The sequence below is a fragment of the Flavobacteriales bacterium genome (genome assembly GCA_016124845.1).
In the GTDB taxonomy this organism is placed as follows: Bacteria; Bacteroidota; Bacteroidia; order UBA10329; family UBA10329; genus UBA10329.
Genome location: WGMW01000010.1, coordinates 61,450 through 78,732, shown reverse-complemented (window position 1 = coordinate 78,732; position 17,283 = coordinate 61,450). Strand labels below are relative to the sequence as shown.

General features: G+C 50.1%; 16 protein-coding genes. 7 read left to right on the top strand and 9 right to left on the bottom strand.

The features are described 5' to 3' along the window. Positions 1 to 99: 99 nt before the first annotated feature. A complete protein-coding gene (locus GC178_05545; GenBank protein MBI1287026.1) occupies positions 100 to 1,482 on the bottom strand; it encodes a beta-glucosidase in 1,383 nt (460 codons plus the stop codon). A 232-nt stretch (positions 1,483 to 1,714) separates the two neighbouring features. Between GC178_05545 and purQ the strand changes: the two genes are divergently transcribed. Continuing rightward, a complete protein-coding gene (gene purQ, locus GC178_05540) occupies positions 1,715 to 2,407 on the top strand; it encodes a phosphoribosylformylglycinamidine synthase subunit PurQ (GenBank protein ID MBI1287025.1) in 693 nt (230 codons plus the stop codon). Positions 2,408 to 2,639: 232 nt separating this feature from the next. On the opposite strand, the gene GC178_05535 is transcribed toward purQ, so the two are convergent. The 6 genes from GC178_05535 to GC178_05510 all read right to left on the bottom strand — a co-directional run bounded on the left by GC178_05535 (position 2,640) and on the right by GC178_05510 (position 7,907). After that, a complete protein-coding gene (locus GC178_05535; GenBank protein ID MBI1287024.1) occupies positions 2,640 to 2,831 on the bottom strand; it encodes a cold-shock protein in 192 nt (63 codons plus the stop codon). A gap of 116 nt (positions 2,832 to 2,947) precedes the next feature. Further along, positions 2,948 to 4,366, bottom strand: a complete 1,419-nt coding sequence (locus GC178_05530; protein ID MBI1287023.1) for a hypothetical protein — start codon at positions 4,364 to 4,366, stop codon at positions 2,948 to 2,950. A gap of 211 nt (positions 4,367 to 4,577) precedes the next feature. Continuing rightward, a complete protein-coding gene (locus tag GC178_05525; protein ID MBI1287022.1) occupies positions 4,578 to 6,299 on the bottom strand; it encodes a response regulator in 1,722 nt (573 codons plus the stop codon). A gap of 28 nt (positions 6,300 to 6,327) precedes the next feature. After that, positions 6,328 to 6,903 carry a nicotinate-nucleotide adenylyltransferase gene (locus GC178_05520; GenBank protein ID MBI1287021.1) on the bottom strand — a complete coding sequence of 192 codons (576 nt, stop codon included), beginning with the start codon at positions 6,901 to 6,903 and terminating at the stop codon, positions 6,328 to 6,330. A 37-nt stretch (positions 6,904 to 6,940) separates the two neighbouring features. Then, positions 6,941 to 7,513, bottom strand: coding sequence for a guanylate kinase (locus tag GC178_05515; protein ID MBI1287020.1), 573 nt, complete (start codon positions 7,511 to 7,513; stop codon positions 6,941 to 6,943). A 49-nt stretch (positions 7,514 to 7,562) separates the two neighbouring features. Beyond that, the gene (locus GC178_05510) at positions 7,563 to 7,907 is read right to left on the bottom strand and encodes a hypothetical protein (GenBank protein MBI1287019.1); all 345 of its coding nucleotides are present in this window, start codon (positions 7,905 to 7,907) and stop codon (positions 7,563 to 7,565) included. A gap of 63 nt (positions 7,908 to 7,970) precedes the next feature. On the opposite strand from GC178_05510, the gene typA reads away from it, so the two are divergent. Together typA and thiL are read left to right on the top strand one after the other, a co-directional pair. Next, positions 7,971 to 9,770: a translational GTPase TypA gene (gene typA / locus GC178_05505; protein ID MBI1287018.1), complete on the top strand. Its 1,800-nt coding sequence runs from the start codon at positions 7,971 to 7,973 to the stop codon at positions 9,768 to 9,770. A gap of 49 nt (positions 9,771 to 9,819) precedes the next feature. After that, the gene (thiL, locus tag GC178_05500) at positions 9,820 to 10,854 is read left to right on the top strand and encodes a thiamine-phosphate kinase (protein ID MBI1287017.1); all 1,035 of its coding nucleotides are present in this window, start codon (positions 9,820 to 9,822) and stop codon (positions 10,852 to 10,854) included. Positions 10,855 to 10,896: 42 nt separating this feature from the next. Here thiL and GC178_05495 read toward each other — a convergent pair whose 3' ends face one another. Then, entirely contained in the window at positions 10,897 to 11,238 is a 342-nt protein-coding gene (locus tag GC178_05495) for an alkylphosphonate utilization protein (protein MBI1287016.1), read from the bottom strand. A gap of 194 nt (positions 11,239 to 11,432) precedes the next feature. Between GC178_05495 and ald the strand changes: the two genes are divergently transcribed. Next, the gene (ald, locus tag GC178_05490) at positions 11,433 to 12,563 is read left to right on the top strand and encodes an alanine dehydrogenase (GenBank protein ID MBI1287015.1); all 1,131 of its coding nucleotides are present in this window, start codon (positions 11,433 to 11,435) and stop codon (positions 12,561 to 12,563) included. Here ald and GC178_05485 read toward each other — a convergent pair. After that, complete coding sequence (locus GC178_05485) at positions 12,560 to 14,710, bottom strand: tetratricopeptide repeat protein (GenBank protein ID MBI1287014.1); 2,151 nt, start codon at positions 14,708 to 14,710, stop codon at positions 12,560 to 12,562. The two genes, ald and GC178_05485, sit on opposite strands and share 4 nt — an antisense overlap. 78 nt (positions 14,711 to 14,788) lie before the next feature. Between GC178_05485 and GC178_05480 the strand changes: the two genes are divergently transcribed. The 3 genes from GC178_05480 to GC178_05470 are packed head-to-tail and all read left to right on the top strand — an operon-like array spanning position 14,789 to position 17,091. Next, positions 14,789 to 16,690, top strand: coding sequence for an amidophosphoribosyltransferase (locus tag GC178_05480; GenBank protein MBI1287013.1), 1,902 nt, complete (start codon positions 14,789 to 14,791; stop codon positions 16,688 to 16,690). A gap of 13 nt (positions 16,691 to 16,703) precedes the next feature. Beyond that, positions 16,704 to 16,916: a hypothetical protein gene (locus tag GC178_05475; protein ID MBI1287012.1), complete on the top strand. Its 213-nt coding sequence runs from the start codon at positions 16,704 to 16,706 to the stop codon at positions 16,914 to 16,916. After that, entirely contained in the window at positions 16,906 to 17,091 is a 186-nt protein-coding gene (locus tag GC178_05470; protein ID MBI1287011.1) for a hypothetical protein, read from the top strand. The genes GC178_05475 and GC178_05470 overlap by 11 nt, the downstream gene beginning before the upstream one ends. The last annotated feature ends 192 nt before the right edge of the window (positions 17,092 to 17,283 follow it).

The following is a 17,283-nucleotide window of genomic DNA, read 5'->3' as shown; positions in this document are numbered from 1 at the left end:
CAGAAAACATAAACTTAGTAGCCCTCTTCTCAAACGCGTCCACTACTTGGAATTGACCAAGTGGTGGATGCTACGTGTAAAACGTAGAATAGTTCCAAACTATCGATGAGCGAGGAACTCCTTGAACCAAAGGCCAGAATCCTTGATGATCCGTTCCTGCGTTTCGAAGTCAACATGCACCAGTCCGAAGCGCGGATCGTAACCTTCGGCCCACTCGAAATTGTCCATCAGCGACCAGCAGAAGTATCCGCCCACATTCACGCCTTCGCGCTTGGCGCGCAGCACCTGACGCAGGTAATCCTGATAGAACTCTTTGCGCTTGGCGTCATGCACTTGGCCGTTTTCCACCACATCGGGGAAGGCAGCCCCGTTCTCCGTTACAATGATCTTCTTGATGCCATCATACTTATCAAAGTACTTCAGCATTTTGTAGATCCCTTCGGGATGAACCTCCCAGCCCATGTCGGTGATCTCTGGTTTCGGTTTCATCTTCTTCGGGTTCAAAGGCGTTCCGACAACATAAGGGATGATGCCGTTGCCCCGCACGATCATTCGTGAGTAGTTCTGCAAGCCATAGAAATCGAAATCGAAGGCCAAACGCTTCTCATCGCCTTCCTGCATGTAATCTTCGATCTTGCGGATCATTGGCAGGTCATCTGTGGGATAGCCCAAGCCTTGTGGAGGTTCTATGTAGAGGCGGTTGATCAGCACATCGAAACGTTTCAAGGTCTCATCGTGCCTTCCTTTTTCGTTGATCGGTTCCACAGGCGAACAACTGAAGGTGCTGCCGATGTTGGCATCGGGTACATTGGCGCGGACGATTCTTCCGCCCTCAGCCTGACAAAGCGAGGCATGATGCACAGTTGGAACGAAATTCCTTGGCCAGGCTTTCCCTGGCGCGTGAATGCCCAACAGGTAACCGATGGCCGTAAACGCCATGGGTTCGTTGAGCACCATCCAGTTCTTCACCTTATCGCCATAGGTTTTGGTAATGAGGTTGGCGTATTCCTCAAATGCGCCCACCACATCGCGGTTCTCCCAGCCGCCTTTGTCTTCCAATGCTTGCGGAAGGTCCCAATGGTAAAGCGTAAGCCAAGGTTGCACGCCCTGCTCCAAGCACGAATCGATCACGCGGTGGTAAAAGTCGATGCCCTTCTGGTTCACCTGTCCCGTTCCGTTGGGCAGCACGCGCGACCAAGCCGTAGAGAATCGGAACACATCCATGTTCATTTCTTTGATGAGCCCGATGTCGGACGCATAGCGATTGTAGAAGTCGCAGGCCACATCGCCCGTATCGTGGTGTTTGATGTGATTGCCCTTATGCGTGAACGTGTCCCAAATGGAAGGTCCTTTGCCGTCTTCATTCCACGCACCTTCAATCTGGTAGGCCGCTGTGGCCACGCCCCACAGAAAGTCCTTTCCGAAATCATCGGCCGTAAATCCGAGGCCGTACTCCTTTGCAAGGGCTGATGCATAAGGCATCATGGCCAATCCGGCACCACTCATCAGGCTTCTTCGTATCGCTTCGCGTCTGTTCATATTTTTTCAGTTATCAGTCCATGGTCAACAGTCCACAGTTCCATTCAAAGGCTTTTTTTTTCGACCGTTGACCATCGACTATGGACCATCCTGTTTACAACAGTTCAAAAATACCTTTCTATGGGCGGTGACAAGGAAACGAAAGGCCTAATTTTGCAGGCAAATTCCCAAGACAATGAAATTCGGTGTAGTCGTTTTCCCAGGTTCCAACTGCGATCAGGATATGATCTATGTGCTGCGCAACATCATGGGCCAAGAGGTGGTGGAGCTTTGGCACAAGGACCACGACCTGCAAGGCGTTGATTTTGTAGTGCTTCCTGGAGGTTTTTCCTTCGGAGATTACCTGCGGTCTGGCGCCATTGCGCGCTTTTCGCCCATTATGACCGAAGTGATCGAGTTTGCGAACAAGGGCGGCTACGTGTTCGGGGTGTGCAACGGTTTTCAAGTGCTGTGCGAAGCAGGTCTGCTACCAGGTGCTCTTTTACACAACGACAACCAGAAGTTCATTTGCAAGAATGTGAACATCCGTTGTGAGACCACCGATTCAATGGTCACCAACCAGATACAGAAAGGAGCGGTGCTGAAAGTGCCTATTGCGCATGGCGAAGGTCGTTTCTATGCCGATGAGACCAACTTGGCCGAAATCAACACCAATGATCAGGTGCTGTTCCGCTATTGCGATGCGGACGGCAAACTGGATGATGCGGCCAACCCGAACGGGGCGTTGCAAAGCATTGCAGGCGTCACCAACAAGAACCGCAATGTGTTCGGTATGATGCCGCACCCTGAGCGTGCTGCCGATGCCAACCTCGCCAATGAGGACGGCAAGGCCCTGTTCGAATCCATCTTGGCAGGCATTACCGCCTAACGTATTTTTTGTCTTCTGGGCGAAGGAAGGAACTTGACCTACCTCAACCAACTCTTTATTACAAGAGCCTGTCCTGAGCCTGTCGAAGGAAGCGGAGCGGTTGTCATTTGCAAACGTTTGTAAAATGCACCAACTCTCCCCCTATGATAGGGGGAGTACCGCGAAGCGGGGAGGGGGTACAAAAAAGCCCCGCAATTGCGGGGCTTTGTCTTTTTCAGTTCACTCGTAGGCGTTAGACAACCTTCACGTTTACTGCATTCAGTCCTTTACGGCCTTCTTTCAGTTCGAACTCTACTTCGTCATCTTCGCGGATTTCGCTTACCAATCCAGAGACATGGACAAAGTATTCTGTTTTTGTTTCGGTGTCAATAATAAATCCATAGCCTTTGGAGTCATTAAAGAACTTTACTGTTCCTTTTTTCATAATGGGTAATAATTAAAAAATAAAGCCCAAAAGTAGTGTTAATTCTAACGCTGTTAACAGCGCGGTAATTATTCTAACTAAAAAGCCCCGATCAGTTTCCTGTCGGGGCTTTGCTGTCAATCCATCAGCAGCGCAAAGGTCTGGTGGTAGTGCGGGGATGTCAGGTCAAGGAAATACAGACCTTCCGCGCCTTCTGATAGATCGATCTTCGTTTGGATGCTTTGCGTGTCAGCATCCGGCTGATTCTTGTAAACCACATTGCCGTCCTCATCGCGTATCTCAATATTCACGGGGCGGTCCATATTGCTCAGGGCCATCGCCAATGTACGGGGTGCAGGAGCAGCCACGTTCAGGGCCATGCCACTATTGTTTCCCAATTGCACCTCTCTACGGTTTTGGCTCAATGCTACGAACTGGTTCTCGGCAACAGCATTGTTGTACAACGCCTTCTTGGTGTGGAACGGGTAGATGCCGGCCAAACCGTCTTCCAGAACGGGGGTACCATTCAACAGTTCTCGTGGAATGAGGGCTGTTTCCTTGTTCTCCACGTGGTAGTAGTTCACATCGCCATCAGATGTAAGTACCGAGACCATTACCAGATCGTTTGAGGCATTGCTCAGGTAAACCTTGCCCATCTCTGCCTCCTTTTCAAAACGGATACTACAGGTTTGGTTGTCTGAACCCAGCATCATCACTTCTTGGCCTTTTACTTCGCTGATAGCCCAGAAATCGGACTGGTCGGTGATCTGCCCTGTTTCGGAATTGAACATGCTGAACGCCAGTTGCATAGGTGCATTTTCTTGCGCATAACCCGTAGCGAAGTCTGGTGCACCCAAGAACTGAACACCGCTTTCTGCCACTCGTTGGCAAACTTGTACAAATAGTGGGTTCTGAAGCTCTGCTCCGCTCAATGCGATTTCTATCACCAACGGCTTATTTACAGTTGCGGCATATTCCTGCATGTAGGCCAAAGCCTGAACCAAGTTGCTTTCTCCTCCTTTCAAGTTGCGGATGATGACAGTAGATGATGGGTCGTCCGAGCGGTAGGAGATGAATCCCACGTTGGCATTCGGCTCCACTTTTTTAAGATCGGCACGGTCGGCCTCGCTCATCACGCCCTGGTTGTCGAGAACACCTACCACTACACTGGCATTGGCATATTTTACTCGGATAAGGTCGTTTGCCGTTGCGGGAGCGGAACCACCGTTGTGATCCAATTGCGCACTACAGACCCCTTTCATATCATTCAGCTTTACGTAATCCGCCATGCTGATGTCTATTGAAAGAACGTTGCCATGTACCGACTTAACTGAAAGGTTCAGCCCGTCCAGCGCATTACCGTCCAAGCGATTGTTCACCTTTATTAACGCCCCAGACACTTCCGTGGCCCCTTCTGCCATTGCCAAGTTGGCCAAAAGCACCAACGAGATGGAGTAGAGGATAACGGCTGCTATTAATAGTACGCGCGAGAAATTGTCTTTTCCCAGCCCCATTTTGGCCGGTTGCTGTCCTGAGTTGATCGTTTGCTTTTTCATGACCGTCAGTATTAAGTGAGTGACTGATTCAAATGTCAGCAACTACCTCAACATCGATCACGAGTTTGGTGCCAAGAGCTAAGACGGGCGTTTCATACAAATGGGTGACATAGATGATAACCATGTCGTTTGCCCGATTTTATGCGAAAAATGTTGCAACGGGAGTATAAATTGGTTGCAAAACCCTGATAGAGACAAAATTGATAGGGGTTCAAACCTCCTTCTTTACCTGGCTTGGCGAGATGCCGAAATCTTCGGTAAAACACTTGGTAAAATAGGCCGGACTGCTATATCCGACACGGTAAGCGATCTCGGAAACCGTTCCAACCCTGTTCTCCAACAATTGATAGGCGTGCTCCAATCGGTAATTGCGTACAAAGCGACTGGCGCTCTTTCCTGTAAGCGCAATGAGTTTACGGTGCAACTGGGCACGGCTCATGCCTACTTCCTTGCTCAGTTCTTCCACACTAAAGTTCTCATCATCCAAATGCGCATCCACCACGTTTTTCACCCGTAGCAGGAATTTCTCCTCCATCGATGGCTCTGCTGTCACCTCTGGTTTGACAAGCAATGAACGGGAATACTTTTCCTTCAGCTTCTTGCGGTTGTCAATCAGGTTGTTGATGCGCGCATGCAACTCATCCGAACTGAACGGCTTCGGAACATACGCATCTGCGCCCGTCTCAAGTCCAGTAATACGGTTCTCGACCCCGGCCTTTGCTGTAAGTAGAATGATGGGCACGTGGCTGGTCTTTTCCTGCTTCTTCAGGATCTTGGTCACCTCAAAACCGTCCTTTCCAGGCATCATTACATCACACACGATTACATCAGGAACAATCTCCAAGGCCTTTTCAATTCCTGTTTCGCCATCAATGGCATCAAACACACGGAAATTAGGCTCCAATGTCAATCGCAGGAAGTTGCGGATATCGTCATTGTCCTCAATGACCAGCACAATATTCTGTGCGTTCATTTCCTCTTCTGAAAGCGTTTGCTTTTCTGCGGGGAAATCGAATGACATCTCCAATTCAGGATCGATGGTGTCCAATGCGGGGATCTCCAGGCCTGAATCGGTATTTACCATGACCTGATCGATGGGCAGAAGAATCGTTATCTCCGTTCCAACCCCCGAAATACTTTTCAGGTCGATGCTGCCGCTGTGCAGTTCTACAAGGTCTTTGACCAGCGCGAGGCCGATGCCTGTTCCTTTGTTCTTGCGCCAGCGCGAATTCTCAGATTGATAGAAACGGTCGAACACCTTCGGAATCTGTTCTTCCACAATGCCGATTCCTGTGTCTTGAACCACCAGTTTACAGTACTGTTTCCCATTCTTCTCTATCCGTCCGACCTTGAGGCCTACCTCACCGCGATCGGTAAACTTGAAAGCGTTGGAGAGCAGGTTGTAAAACACAAGCTCAATTTTGTCTGGGTCGAAATCCATGTTGATGGTCTCTTCCTCCACTTCAAACTTCAAACCGATTCCTTTCCGCTCCGCAAGGGATGAGAACGATTTTTGAATCTCATTCAGCAACGGAACAATATTGCCTTTGCGGAGGTCGAGATCCATGCGGTCAGCCTCAATTTTGGCGATGTCCAACAGTTGGTTGATGAGCTTTTCGAGCAATTTGGCGTTGCGCTTCACAACCACCAGTTCCTTCTTGGCACGCTCGTCTGCAATGGTAGGAATCACTTGGTCCAAGTGGCCGAGAATAAGCGTCAGAGGCGTGCGGAACTCATGCGTAACGTTCGAAAAGAAGTCAGATTTTACAAGGTCAAGCTGCTTCAAGCGCTCGGCTTCCAATTTCTCCAATGCCAGTTCATCGTTCAGACGCTGGCGTTTCAAACGTCCATTCAGCAGCCACCAGGCCACCAACAGAATGAAGATGGATATGATCGGGACACCCCAATGTATCAGGTCAACGGTAGAGGTCATTAGCGCATTAAATGTAAAACTATCTGGCCTATTTGTAGAAGTTCATTTCGTCTAAATATTCCCACGCCTTTGTTGGCATCAGATACTTCACGGTCTTTCCTTCGGTGATCAACTGGCGGATGAGGCTTGATGAGATGTTCATCTGCGGTGCGTCCAGAACAGAGATATTTCCTTTCTGCGCCATTTCGGTGGTGTCAAAATTCGGTCGCGAATAGACGATAATGGGATAATTCTCCAAAATGGTCTCGTAGTTCTTCCACTTGGTGAGCGATGCAAGATTGTCGCCACCCATCAGCAGCGTGAACGCCACATTCGGGTGTTTTTCCTTCAAATGCGCAAGCGTAACGGTGGTATAACTCGGTTGCTCCAGATGGAATTCGATGTCGGATGCTTTGAAACGCATATCATCTTCAATGGCACGCCTCACCAAGGCCAAACGGTGGTGGTCTTCCAGAAGCGAACTCTTCTTCTTTAATGGATTATGTGGGGAGACCACGAACCAGATCTCTTTCAGCTCGGTGTTGTCGGCCACGTAGCTGGCAATGATCATGTGCCCGATGTGTATCGGGTTGAACGAACCGAAGAACAGACCTACTTTTTTCATCATTAAATTCCCCTCTTGAGAGGGGTAAGGGGTGTGTTTATTTACCAATAAAATCCATCACAAGCCTTTCCGCCTTTCGCTTTGCAACTTCCAGATCATCATTCACAAGGATCACATCAAACTGTTCAGCATATTCCAATTCTTCGGCCGCTTTGCCAACCCGTTTTGCCAAGCTTTCCTCACTTTCGGTGGATCGGCTTCGAAGTCTTCGTTCCAGTTCTTCCAATGATGGCGGTTGAACGAATACGGCCAATGCAGCATCACCGAACTGCTTCTTAATGTTCAGCCCTCCGACCACATCCACATCAAAAACCACATGCTTTCCTTCTGCATGAATGCGATCGATCTCCGAACGCAGCGTTCCGTAGAACTGGTTCTCGTAAACCTCTTCCCACTCCAGAAAATCATCTGCAGCAATGCGAGTTTTGAACTCATCTGCCGAAAGGAAATAGTAATCTTTTCCGTCTACTTCGTTCGGGCGCTTGGCGCGGCTCGTGGCCGAAACGGAGAAGGCCAGTTTCAGTTCAGGTTTGGAAAGAAGATGATGTACGATGGTGGTTTTGCCCGATCCGCTCGGAGCAGAGAAAATGATGAGTTTGCCTGCGCTCATGCCGCGAAGATAAAAGCGAAACCTTCGAGGTTTCGAAAACCTCGAAGGTTTAATCGGACGAGGGCGGAAGCTCCTCTAAAACGGACCACGCCAACCACACCAAAAACGCCATGAAGGCGATCAGGAAAAACCACGAACCGATTGCTATTTCAAATGATTTCAAGACAATGGCCGTGATCAACGCCACAACCGTTACATGTCGGGGAAATCGACTTTTCCGTTTCACCACGGCTACGCGATCAAACAGGAAATAGAACACCAGCGTGGAAATGCCACCTAAACATGAGAAGATATCCGCAGCGGGCCAACCGACAATTGAGAACTGTACACTTACCAGTAGCGCACCAACGCCACAGATAAAAAGACCCCTGAGAATGGGTGATGGGTTTTTCATTGAGATAATCTGAAGTTCGCTACAAACATAAGCGTACCTTTGCGCGCGTTTTTCAAAAAGGGTATGACATCACTACGGAATATTGCCATCATCGCACACGTTGACCACGGAAAGACCTCGTTGGTCGATCGTATGCTGGAGGCAGCGAAAGTTTTTAAGGAACACGAGACCATGGGCGAGCTCGTTATGGACAGCAACGACCTCGAACGGGAGCGCGGAATTACCATTCTCGCCAAAAACGTGGCGGTGAAATGGAAAGACACCAAGATCAACATCATCGACACTCCTGGACACAGCGATTTCGGTGGCGAAGTGGAGCGAGTATTGAACATGGCCGATGGCGTGCTGCTGTTGGTGGATGCCTTCGAAGGGCCGATGCCACAGACACGTTTCGTGTTGCAGAAAGCCATTGAACTTGGCTTGAAACCGATCGTGGTTGTCAATAAAGTAGATAAGCCGAACTGTACGCCAGATGAGGCGCAGGAAGCAGTTTTCGACCTCATGTTCAACTTGGGCGCCACGGAGGAACAGTTGGATTTCCCAACCGTTTTCGGTTCTGCCAAGCAGGGTTGGATGGGTCCAGAGCCATTCGAGCCAACTGGAAACATCGATTACTTGATGGAGCAGGTGATCGAGCACATCCCAGAGCCGAAAGTGGCCGAGGGAACTTCGCAAATGCAGATCACATCGTTGGATCACTCTCCGTACATCGGTCGAATCGCCATCGGGCGTCTGTATCGCGGTACGCTGAAAGAGGGGCAGCAAGTGGCCATGATCAAGCGCGATGGAACCGTAGTGAAAGGAAAACTGAAGGAACTTTACCTGTTCGAAGGAATGGGTAAGATCAAAGTACAGGAGGTGAAGGCCGGAGAGATCTGCGCGCTTGTTGGTCTTGAAGGATTTGAGATCGGAGACACGGTTGCCGATGTGGAAAATCCAGAGGCAATGCCACCGATCAGCATCGATGAGCCGACCATGAGCATGCTTTTCACCATCAACGATTCTCCGTTCTTCGGTAAGGAAGGCAAGTTCGTCACGTCACGTCACGTGCGCGAGCGGTTGGAAAAGGAGTTGGAGAAGAACCTTGCGCTTAGACTGCATGAAACAGGTTCAGCAGATAGTTTCCAAGTGTTCGGTCGTGGTGTGTTGCACCTTTCGGTTCTTATCGAAACCATGCGAAGAGAAGGCTACGAACTTCAGATCGGACAGCCGCAGGTTATCATCAAAGAGATCGATGGCGTGAAGTGCGAGCCGGTAGAAGATCTGACCATCGACCTTCCAGAAGAAGTGCATGGAAAAGCGGTGGAAATGGTAACGAACCGTAAAGGAGAGATCGTGAACATGGGTCCGAAAGGCGACCGCATGCTGCTCGAATTCGTTATTCCATCACGCGGCATCATCGGTCTTCGAAACCAGTTGCTGACAGCTACCGCTGGAGAGGCCATCATGAGCCACCGTTTCAAAGAATATCAACCATATAAAGGAGTTATTCCTGGTCGTCAGAACGGTTCATTGATCTCAATGGAACCGGGCGAGGCTATTCCTTATACATTGAGCAACCTTCAGGACAGAGGTAAGTTCTTTGTCGATCCGGGAACACCGATCTACGAAGGTCAGGTGGTTGGCGAGAACACCCGCGCTGGCGATATGATCGTAAACCTTACCAAGACCAAGAAGATGAGCAACATGCGCTCTTCTGGTGCGGATGATAAGATCAGAATCGCTCCGGCCATCAAATTCTCGTTGGAGGAAGCCTTGGAATACATTCAGTCGGACGAATACGTGGAGGTAACTCCACAGTCTATCCGTTTGAGAAAGACATTCCTAAAAGAGCACGAGCGCAAGAAACTGGGTAAGGTTTAATCCAGTAAGTTAGGGTTTGATGCATCAAACCCTAACTTACCTTTGCCCCATGTTTGAAGACACGGATAGAACCGAATTGAGCGAACTCGGAGAGTTCGGACTTATTGAGAAGATCAAGGAAAGTGTGGAGCTCCGTCAGAAGAGTTCCATCAAAGGAATTGGCGATGATGCGGCCGTTCTCGGAACGGGCAAAATGAAAACCCTCGTCACTACCGACATGCTGATGGAAGGAATTCACTTCGACCTCAGCTATGTACCGCTCAAACACTTGGGCTACAAAGCGGTGGCCGTCAACCTTTCCGACATCTATGCCATGAACGGAAAGCCCACACAGATCACGGTTTCCATCGGGCTATCAAGTCGGTTTTCGGTAGAGGCTATTGATGAACTTTACACGGGAATTCTACTCGCTTGCGAGAAATACAATGTGGATCTTGTAGGTGGCGATACTACCAGTTCGCAAAGCGGATTGGCCATCAGCATCACCGCTATTGGTGAGGTGGATGAGGAAAAAGTGGTGTATCGCAGCGGGGCCAAGGAAACCGACCTCATCTGTATTACAGGCGATCTGGGCGCGGCCTATCTCGGACTTCAATTGTTGGAGCGCGAGAAGCGAATCTTTCAAGAGAATCCAGGCGTGCAGCCCGACTTGAGCGGACACGATTACGTGCTCGAACGCCAACTGAAACCAGAACCGCGTGCCGACATCATCGACATTCTGGAACTTGAAAAGGTGATTCCAACTGCGATGCTCGACATCTCTGATGGTCTCAGCTCCGACCTTTTGCACATCTGCACCCAAAGCGAAGTGGGGTGCCGCATCTATCTGGATAAGATCCCAGTGGACCACACTTCAGGATTGGCAGCGGAAGAACTCAATCTCGACCCAACCACGTGTGCATTGAATGGTGGCGAAGACTACGAACTACTGTTCACGGTAGATATCAAGGACCACGACAAGATCAGTTCCAATCCCGCTATCCGAATCATTGGTCATATCACCGAGAAGAGCGATGGCTACAACCTTGTTTCAGGCGAACAGATGATCGAGCTGAAAGCTCAGGGCTGGAAGCATTTGGGATGACCCGTAGGCTGAGTGTAGGCTGAGCGCAGTCGAAGCCTAAGCCTAAGCCTTCTTCACAAACTCCGACTTCAGCGCCATGGCTCCGAAGCCATCGATCTTACAATCGATATTGTGGTCGCCATCTACCAGACGAATGCTCTTCACCTTGGTGCCAGCCTTGATAGGTCCTTTGGCTCCTTTTACTGGTAGGTCTTTGATCACCACAACCGAATCACCGTCCTGCAAAAGGTTACCATTAGAATCTTTCACAACAAGCGTGTCTTCAGCGGCTTGTTCTTCCGGATTCCACTCGTGGCCGCATTCCGGACACGCGTAGAGGGCATCGCTCATCGCATAACCGTAGGGCGACTTGCATTCTGGGCAGGGCTTCAGTTCTTCAGACATCTCTTTTTCACTTTTGAATCCGCGGCAAGTTAGAACGTTTTACCGCGTTGTGCATCCTGAGAAAAATCAGGAAAAGGTTGATTTGACATGTAAAGAGGGGTTATGCACGGAAATTTGTGAAAATAATTCGCAATACCCCCATTATTATTGGGCATAATGATTGAAAATTTGTAAAAATTTCAAAAATCAACATCATGGTAATAGGGGTTCCAAAAGAAATTAAGAATAATGAGAGCCGTGTGGCACTTACGCCATCTGGCGCACATGAATTCATTAAGAGAGGCCACAAGGTCATCATTGAAACCTTCGCAGGTCACGGAAGCGGTTTCCCAGATGAGGATTACCGTGAGGTTGGTGCTGAGATCTTTGCTACGGCTGATGAGGTTTGGGCCTCAGCCGAAATGATCATGAAAGTAAAAGAGCCGATCGCAGAGGAGTACGCTCGTTGTAGAAAGGACCAACTCATCTTCACGTATTTCCATTTTGCATCCAGCGAACCGTTGACGCACGCTATGATCGCAAGTGAGGTGGTGTGTTTGGCATATGAGACCGTGGAAACTGCAACTGGCTCATTGCCATTGTTGGTGCCGATGTCGGAAGTGGCAGGAAGAATGGCCATTCAGGAAGGCGCGCGCTATTTGCAGAAGCCAGTGAAAGGTCGTGGGGTGTTGCTCGGAGGTGTTCCGGGAGTGGCACCAGGCAAAGTGTTGATCCTTGGTGGAGGTATCGTTGGGGTGCAGGCAGCCAAGATGGCGGCCGGATTGGGAGCGCACGTGACCATTCTGGATGTGAGCCTTCCGCGCTTGCGCTACATCAACGACATCATGCCACACCATGTGGTAACGGAGTTCAGCAGCGAGTACAACATCCGTAAGCATATACAAACACATGACCTGATTGTTGGGGCGGTGCTTATTCCAGGAGCGAAGGCACCAAGGCTGATAACGAAAGACATGTTGAAATTGATGAGACCCGGGACTGTGATCGTGGATGTAGCGGTGGATCAGGGAGGTTGTGTGGAGACCTGCACACCGACCACGCACCAAGACCCTGCCTTCATTATTGATGATGTGGTGCACTACTGCGTGGCCAACATGCCAGGCGCGGTTCCTGCAACATCTACCATTGCGTTGACAAATTCCACGCTTCCATACGCGCTTCAATTGGCAGATAAAGGCTGGAAGAAAGCCTGTGCCGAGAATGAGGAACTGAAAAAAGGCCTCAACGTGGTGAATGGGGAAGTGGTGTACAAAGGCGTTTCCGAAGCATTCAATCTTCCTTACACCGAGGTGGAAGCCCTGCTGGAAGAGGAGGTACTGGTCTAAACAGTAACTGAGATAACGGTTACGTCATCCACCTGTTCCTCTTTTCCCTTCCAATCTTCGAAGATGACATTCAGGGCTAAGAGATTTCCCGAAAGGGCCATCTGGCGGATTATTTCACGCATGCGCTTACTGCCAAGTTTCTTGCCCTGCGGTCCTCCGAACTGGTCGGCAAAACCATCAGAGAACAGGAACAGGCGGTCGCCTTCGTTCAGTTCAACAGTTGATTCGGAGAAAGTTCCAGCATCCATGAAACCACCGATGGAGCGTCTGTCGGCTTTCAACTCAAACATGCGCATCCCTTTTTCCTCTTCCCGAAGATTGCCACTTGGCAGATCGTCTTTCGATGTAAGTATCCAAAGCGCGTTGTGGGCACCAGCGTACGAAACGGTCCGTTTTTTAGGGTCGATGGCCACCAAGCAGATGTCCATTCCGTCCTTCACGCTTCCCCCACTTTTGCCGAAAGCGTCCTCCACGTGGTCGCTCAACTGCTGAAGGATGGCCGCAGGCGAGGTCAACTTTTCCTCCAGCACCGCCTTGTTCAATCCCTGAAACCCGACCATGCTCACCATCGCCCCAGGAACACCATGACCGGTACAATCAGCCACGGCCAAATAGATGGTGGTTCCCCCTTCTTGGGAGGTTTGGGGGAGGCTTTCCATCCAGTAGAAATCGCCCGAAACAATATCCTTTGGGTTATAAAGGATGTGGAATTCGGAGAAGTGCTTGGCAAACATCTCTTTTTTGGGAAGGATGGCCGCCTGCAAGCGTTCGGCATAGCGGATGCTGTCCGTAATGTGTTCGTTCTTCTCTTCAATAATGGACTTCTGCTCCGAGATCTCTGCATTTTTTCTTTCCAGGACAAGGTTGGCCTTGGTTCTGGTGCGGTAGAAAAAGAAGAGGATCAATGAGATGATTCCAAGCAGAAAGGTGACAATGACAGCGGTGGTCAGGTAAGTTTCACGTTTGCGCAGTTGCAGGTCCGCAACTTCTGCCTGGGCGGTCAGAAGCTCGATCTGGTTCTCCTTTTCAAGCGTTTGGTAGCGTGCATCCTTTTCGGTCAGCATCGACTGCATCTCTTGCTTGTAAATGCTGTCTCGCAGCTCAATGACCTTCGCGTACAGGCTCATGGCCTTTTCGTTCAACCCCAGTTTCTCGTAGCATTTGGCCAGAAAGTACATGGCCTCCCACACGTAAGAACGCATTCCCAGTTGTTTTACCATTTCCAGTCCGCGCTCATAATACCTGATGGCTTCACCAAAGTCTTCCTGTTCAAAGTAGATACTTCCCAACGTGATAGTGGCCGTGGCAATGCCCCGTGGATCGTTCAGTTCCTGTGTGATGCGTAGCGCCTCTTTTGCATGGGCCAATGCCTGCGCGGTCTTTGATACGTTTTTATAGGCCTGCGCCAGGTTCACTTCCGAACGGGCGATACTGCGCTCGTAACCAAGCTGCTTGTAAAAGGCCAACGACCTTTCGGAGTAATCAATTCCCTTGTCATAGTCATTCATTTTGATATAGACCAGGCCCAGATTGCCCAATTGCGAGGCGATGCCATCCAGGTTGTTCATGCTTTGATGGATCTCTAACGATTGACGGTAATACGGAAGCGCCTCGGGCATGTTTGTGAAGTAGAAGACGTTGCCAATGCTGTTCAGCACGGACGCACGCTCTGTTTTCAACGAATCGCCTTTGAGAAAAGAAAGGGCTTCGAAGAATGCCTCGGTGGCTTTTTCGTAAAGCGCCAAGTGGTAATATGCTCTTCCGAGTTCCTTGTTCAACGTGGCCTTCAGGCGTACTTCAGATGCAGGAATGCGGAGCGCCAATGCCTTTCTGTAAATGACAATGGCCAGCGAGTCGTTTCCATTTCGGGCAATGGCAGCCGCCTTGCTCGCCAGCGCCTTCGCGTTTTGCACGTCATTGCCCGACCGTTGCGCCAGTTCCAGCTGTTTTTCGGCATAGGCAAGGGCAGAATCAGCATGAGCCTCCAACAGTTCATCAGATATCTTTCCCAAAAGCTCCATCTGCACAGCGGCAGCCTGAGCCGTACTCAACTCACGTTTAAGACTGTCGGCAAGCGGAGTTTGCCCATGCGCGACCAACCATGCCGAACAACAGAGAAGGATGAGCGGAATCGTTCTGAGCCTCATTTCATGCTAAAGGTAAAACAGTCCGCAAAACGATAGTGGCTTTTTCCAAAACCGTAACTTTGCGCCTTAGAATCCACCATGAGTGACGCTATAAAGCACGAGTGCGGAATTGCAATGGTCCGCTTGCTGAAACCTCTCAGCTACTACAAGGAAAAATACGGTACGAGTTTCTATGCCCTGAACAAGATGTATCTCCTGATGGAGAAACAGCACAACCGCGGGCAGGATGGCGCGGGGTTGGCCAACATCAAGTTCGATATGCCACCCGGAAAGCGGTACATCAGCCGCCATCGTTCCAACTCATCCACACCCATTAAAGATGTGTTTGCGTACATCAATCAGCGCTTCGCGGATGAGTTTGAGAAGCATCCCGAACACATTCAGGACCCCGAATGGTTGAAGCAGAACTTGGGCTTTACTGGAGAGATCTTCCTCGGACATTTGCGTTACGGCACCTTCGGTGGAAACAGCATTGAGCATTGCCATCCGTTCCTACGCCAGAACAACTGGATGACACGGAACCTTGTGTTGGCAGGCAACTTCAACATGACCAACGTGGATGAGCTTTTCCAGCAGTTGGTGGAGATCGGTCAGCATCCGAAGGAGATGGCCGATACCATTACCGTGTTGGAGAAGATCGGGCACTTCATTGATGAGGAGAACGACCGACTTTACTACGAGTACAAGAAGCAGGGCATCAGCAAACTGATGGCCACACCGCTTATTGCGGAGAACATGGACATCCAGAGGATTCTGGTAGAATCTGCCAAGAAGTGGGATGGAGGATATGCCATTGCGGGCATGATCGGACATGGAGATGCATTCGTGATGCGCGACCCGGCAGGTATCCGCCCCGCGCACTGGTATATGGATGATGAGGTGATTGTGGTGGCGAGTGAGCGTCCTGCCATTCAGACGGCCTTCAATGTGAAGTGGGAAGATGTAAAGGAGATCCAACCCGCGCACGCACTCATCATCAAGAAGGATGGAAGCGTTTCCGAGAAACCATTTCGGGAGCCGCTGGAACGGAAGTCATGTTCGTTCGAGCGCATCTATTTCTCTCGCGGTAGCGATAAGGACATTTACGAAGAGCGCAAGGAACTGGGCCGCTTGGTGGTGGCGCCTGTGCTGCGCGAGATCGATTACGACATCAAGAACACCGTTTTCAGTTACATCCCCAATACGGCCGAAACCGCATTCTATGGTATGGTGAAAGGAGTGGAGGATTACGTGAACGTGCTGAAGACCGATATGATCCTGCAAGGGAAACGTTCGTTGGATGCAAAGCAGGTGCGTGAGATTCTGAGCATGCGCGCACGTGTGGAGAAACTCACCATCAAGGATGCCAAGCTGCGCACCTTTATTACGGACGATGTGCACCGAGACGACCTCGTTTCGCACGTGTACGACATCACCTATGGTGCGGTGCGAAGAGGAGAAGACAACGTGGTGCTGATCGATGATTCCATTGTGCGCGGAACCACGCTGAAGCAATCCATTCTGAGAATTGTGGACCGACTGGGACCGAAGAAGATCGTGATCGTTTCGAGCGCGCCTCAGATCCGCTACCCCGATTGCTACGGTATCGACATGGCCAAGTTGGGCGATTTCATGGTATTCAAGGCAGCGGTGGAACTCCTTAAGGAGACCAAGCAGGAGAACATTCTGGACGATGTGTACGAGAAGGCGAAAGCACAGATGGAGCTTCCGTTGGAACACACCGTCAACGTGGTGAAAGAGATCTACAAGCCGTTCACAGCCGAGCAGTTGTCTGACAAATCAGCCCAGATCATTTCGCCTCCGAGCATCAAGGCCGAGGTGAAACTCATCTTCCAATCCATTGAAGGGCTGCATTCTGCCTGCCCCGAGCATTTGGGAGATTGGTACTTCACCGGAAACTATCCCACACCAGGCGGTAACCGCGTGGTGAACCGTGCCTTCATCAACTACATGGAGGGCAAGAACGTGAGAGCGTATTGATTATCTTAGCGTAATGAAAGTCATTCTTGACATAAAGGACAGTCGCAGTTCATTTTTCATGGAGTTGCTGAAGAGCTTCGATTTTGTAAAGGTTGAGTCAACCATTGAAGAGAAGAAAAAACTAAAGCAAGTGCAGGATCTGAAAGAGGCTTTCGAGGATGTGAATGCCCATCTGAGTGGCAAGAAGACACCCCAGTCTGCCAAAGACCTGTTGGATGAGCTTTGAGGTTGTTGCCACCGAGCCGTTCAAGCGAAAACTCAAACGTCTTCTTAAAAAACACCGTTCCCTAAAAAGCGATCTGGGTGCGTTGATCGATGAATTATCAGAGAACCCTGAAAAAGGCACACCACTCGGAAACGACTGTTACAAGATAAGGCTTCTCAACTCACCGAGAGATTGATAGAATCTTATGGGCATCGCGCCTTCATCAACTACATGGAGGGCAAGAATGTGAGGGCTTACTGAGAGCTGTTAGCTTTTAGGTATTAGCGGTCAGCATCTGGTATGGCCGGTGCCGGTATTCAGTGTGTCTGGGTGGATGAACCGCATCTCATCAGCGAAAGCGTATTTATACCGTAACTTCGTTCAGTTG

Excerpts from the sequence above, each read along its gene's own strand:
- GC178_05545 (MBI1287026.1), bottom strand. The coding sequence starts at position 1,482 with ATGCCTTATGCATCAGCCCTTGCAAAGGAGTACGGCCTCGGATTTACG.
- purQ (MBI1287025.1), top strand. The coding sequence starts at position 1,715 with ATGAAATTCGGTGTAGTCGTTTTCCCAGGTTCCAACTGCGATCAGGAT.
- GC178_05535 (MBI1287024.1), bottom strand. The coding sequence starts at position 2,831 with ATGAAAAAAGGAACAGTAAAGTTCTTTAATGACTCCAAAGGCTATGGA.
- GC178_05530 (MBI1287023.1), bottom strand. The coding sequence starts at position 4,366 with ATGAAAAAGCAAACGATCAACTCAGGACAGCAACCGGCCAAAATGGGG.
- GC178_05525 (MBI1287022.1), bottom strand. The coding sequence starts at position 6,299 with ATGACCTCTACCGTTGACCTGATACATTGGGGTGTCCCGATCATATCC.
- GC178_05520 (MBI1287021.1), bottom strand. The coding sequence starts at position 6,903 with ATGAAAAAAGTAGGTCTGTTCTTCGGTTCGTTCAACCCGATACACATC.
- GC178_05515 (MBI1287020.1), bottom strand. The coding sequence starts at position 7,513 with ATGAGCGCAGGCAAACTCATCATTTTCTCTGCTCCGAGCGGATCGGGC.
- GC178_05510 (MBI1287019.1), bottom strand. The coding sequence starts at position 7,907 with ATGAAAAACCCATCACCCATTCTCAGGGGTCTTTTTATCTGTGGCGTT.
- typA (MBI1287018.1), top strand. The coding sequence starts at position 7,971 with ATGACATCACTACGGAATATTGCCATCATCGCACACGTTGACCACGGA.
- thiL (MBI1287017.1), top strand. The coding sequence starts at position 9,820 with ATGTTTGAAGACACGGATAGAACCGAATTGAGCGAACTCGGAGAGTTC.
- GC178_05495 (MBI1287016.1), bottom strand. The coding sequence starts at position 11,238 with ATGTCTGAAGAACTGAAGCCCTGCCCAGAATGCAAGTCGCCCTACGGT.
- ald (MBI1287015.1), top strand. The coding sequence starts at position 11,433 with ATGGTAATAGGGGTTCCAAAAGAAATTAAGAATAATGAGAGCCGTGTG.
- GC178_05485 (MBI1287014.1), bottom strand. The coding sequence starts at position 14,710 with ATGAGGCTCAGAACGATTCCGCTCATCCTTCTCTGTTGTTCGGCATGG.
- GC178_05480 (MBI1287013.1), top strand. The coding sequence starts at position 14,789 with ATGAGTGACGCTATAAAGCACGAGTGCGGAATTGCAATGGTCCGCTTG.
- GC178_05475 (MBI1287012.1), top strand. The coding sequence starts at position 16,704 with ATGAAAGTCATTCTTGACATAAAGGACAGTCGCAGTTCATTTTTCATG.
- GC178_05470 (MBI1287011.1), top strand. The coding sequence starts at position 16,906 with ATGAGCTTTGAGGTTGTTGCCACCGAGCCGTTCAAGCGAAAACTCAAA.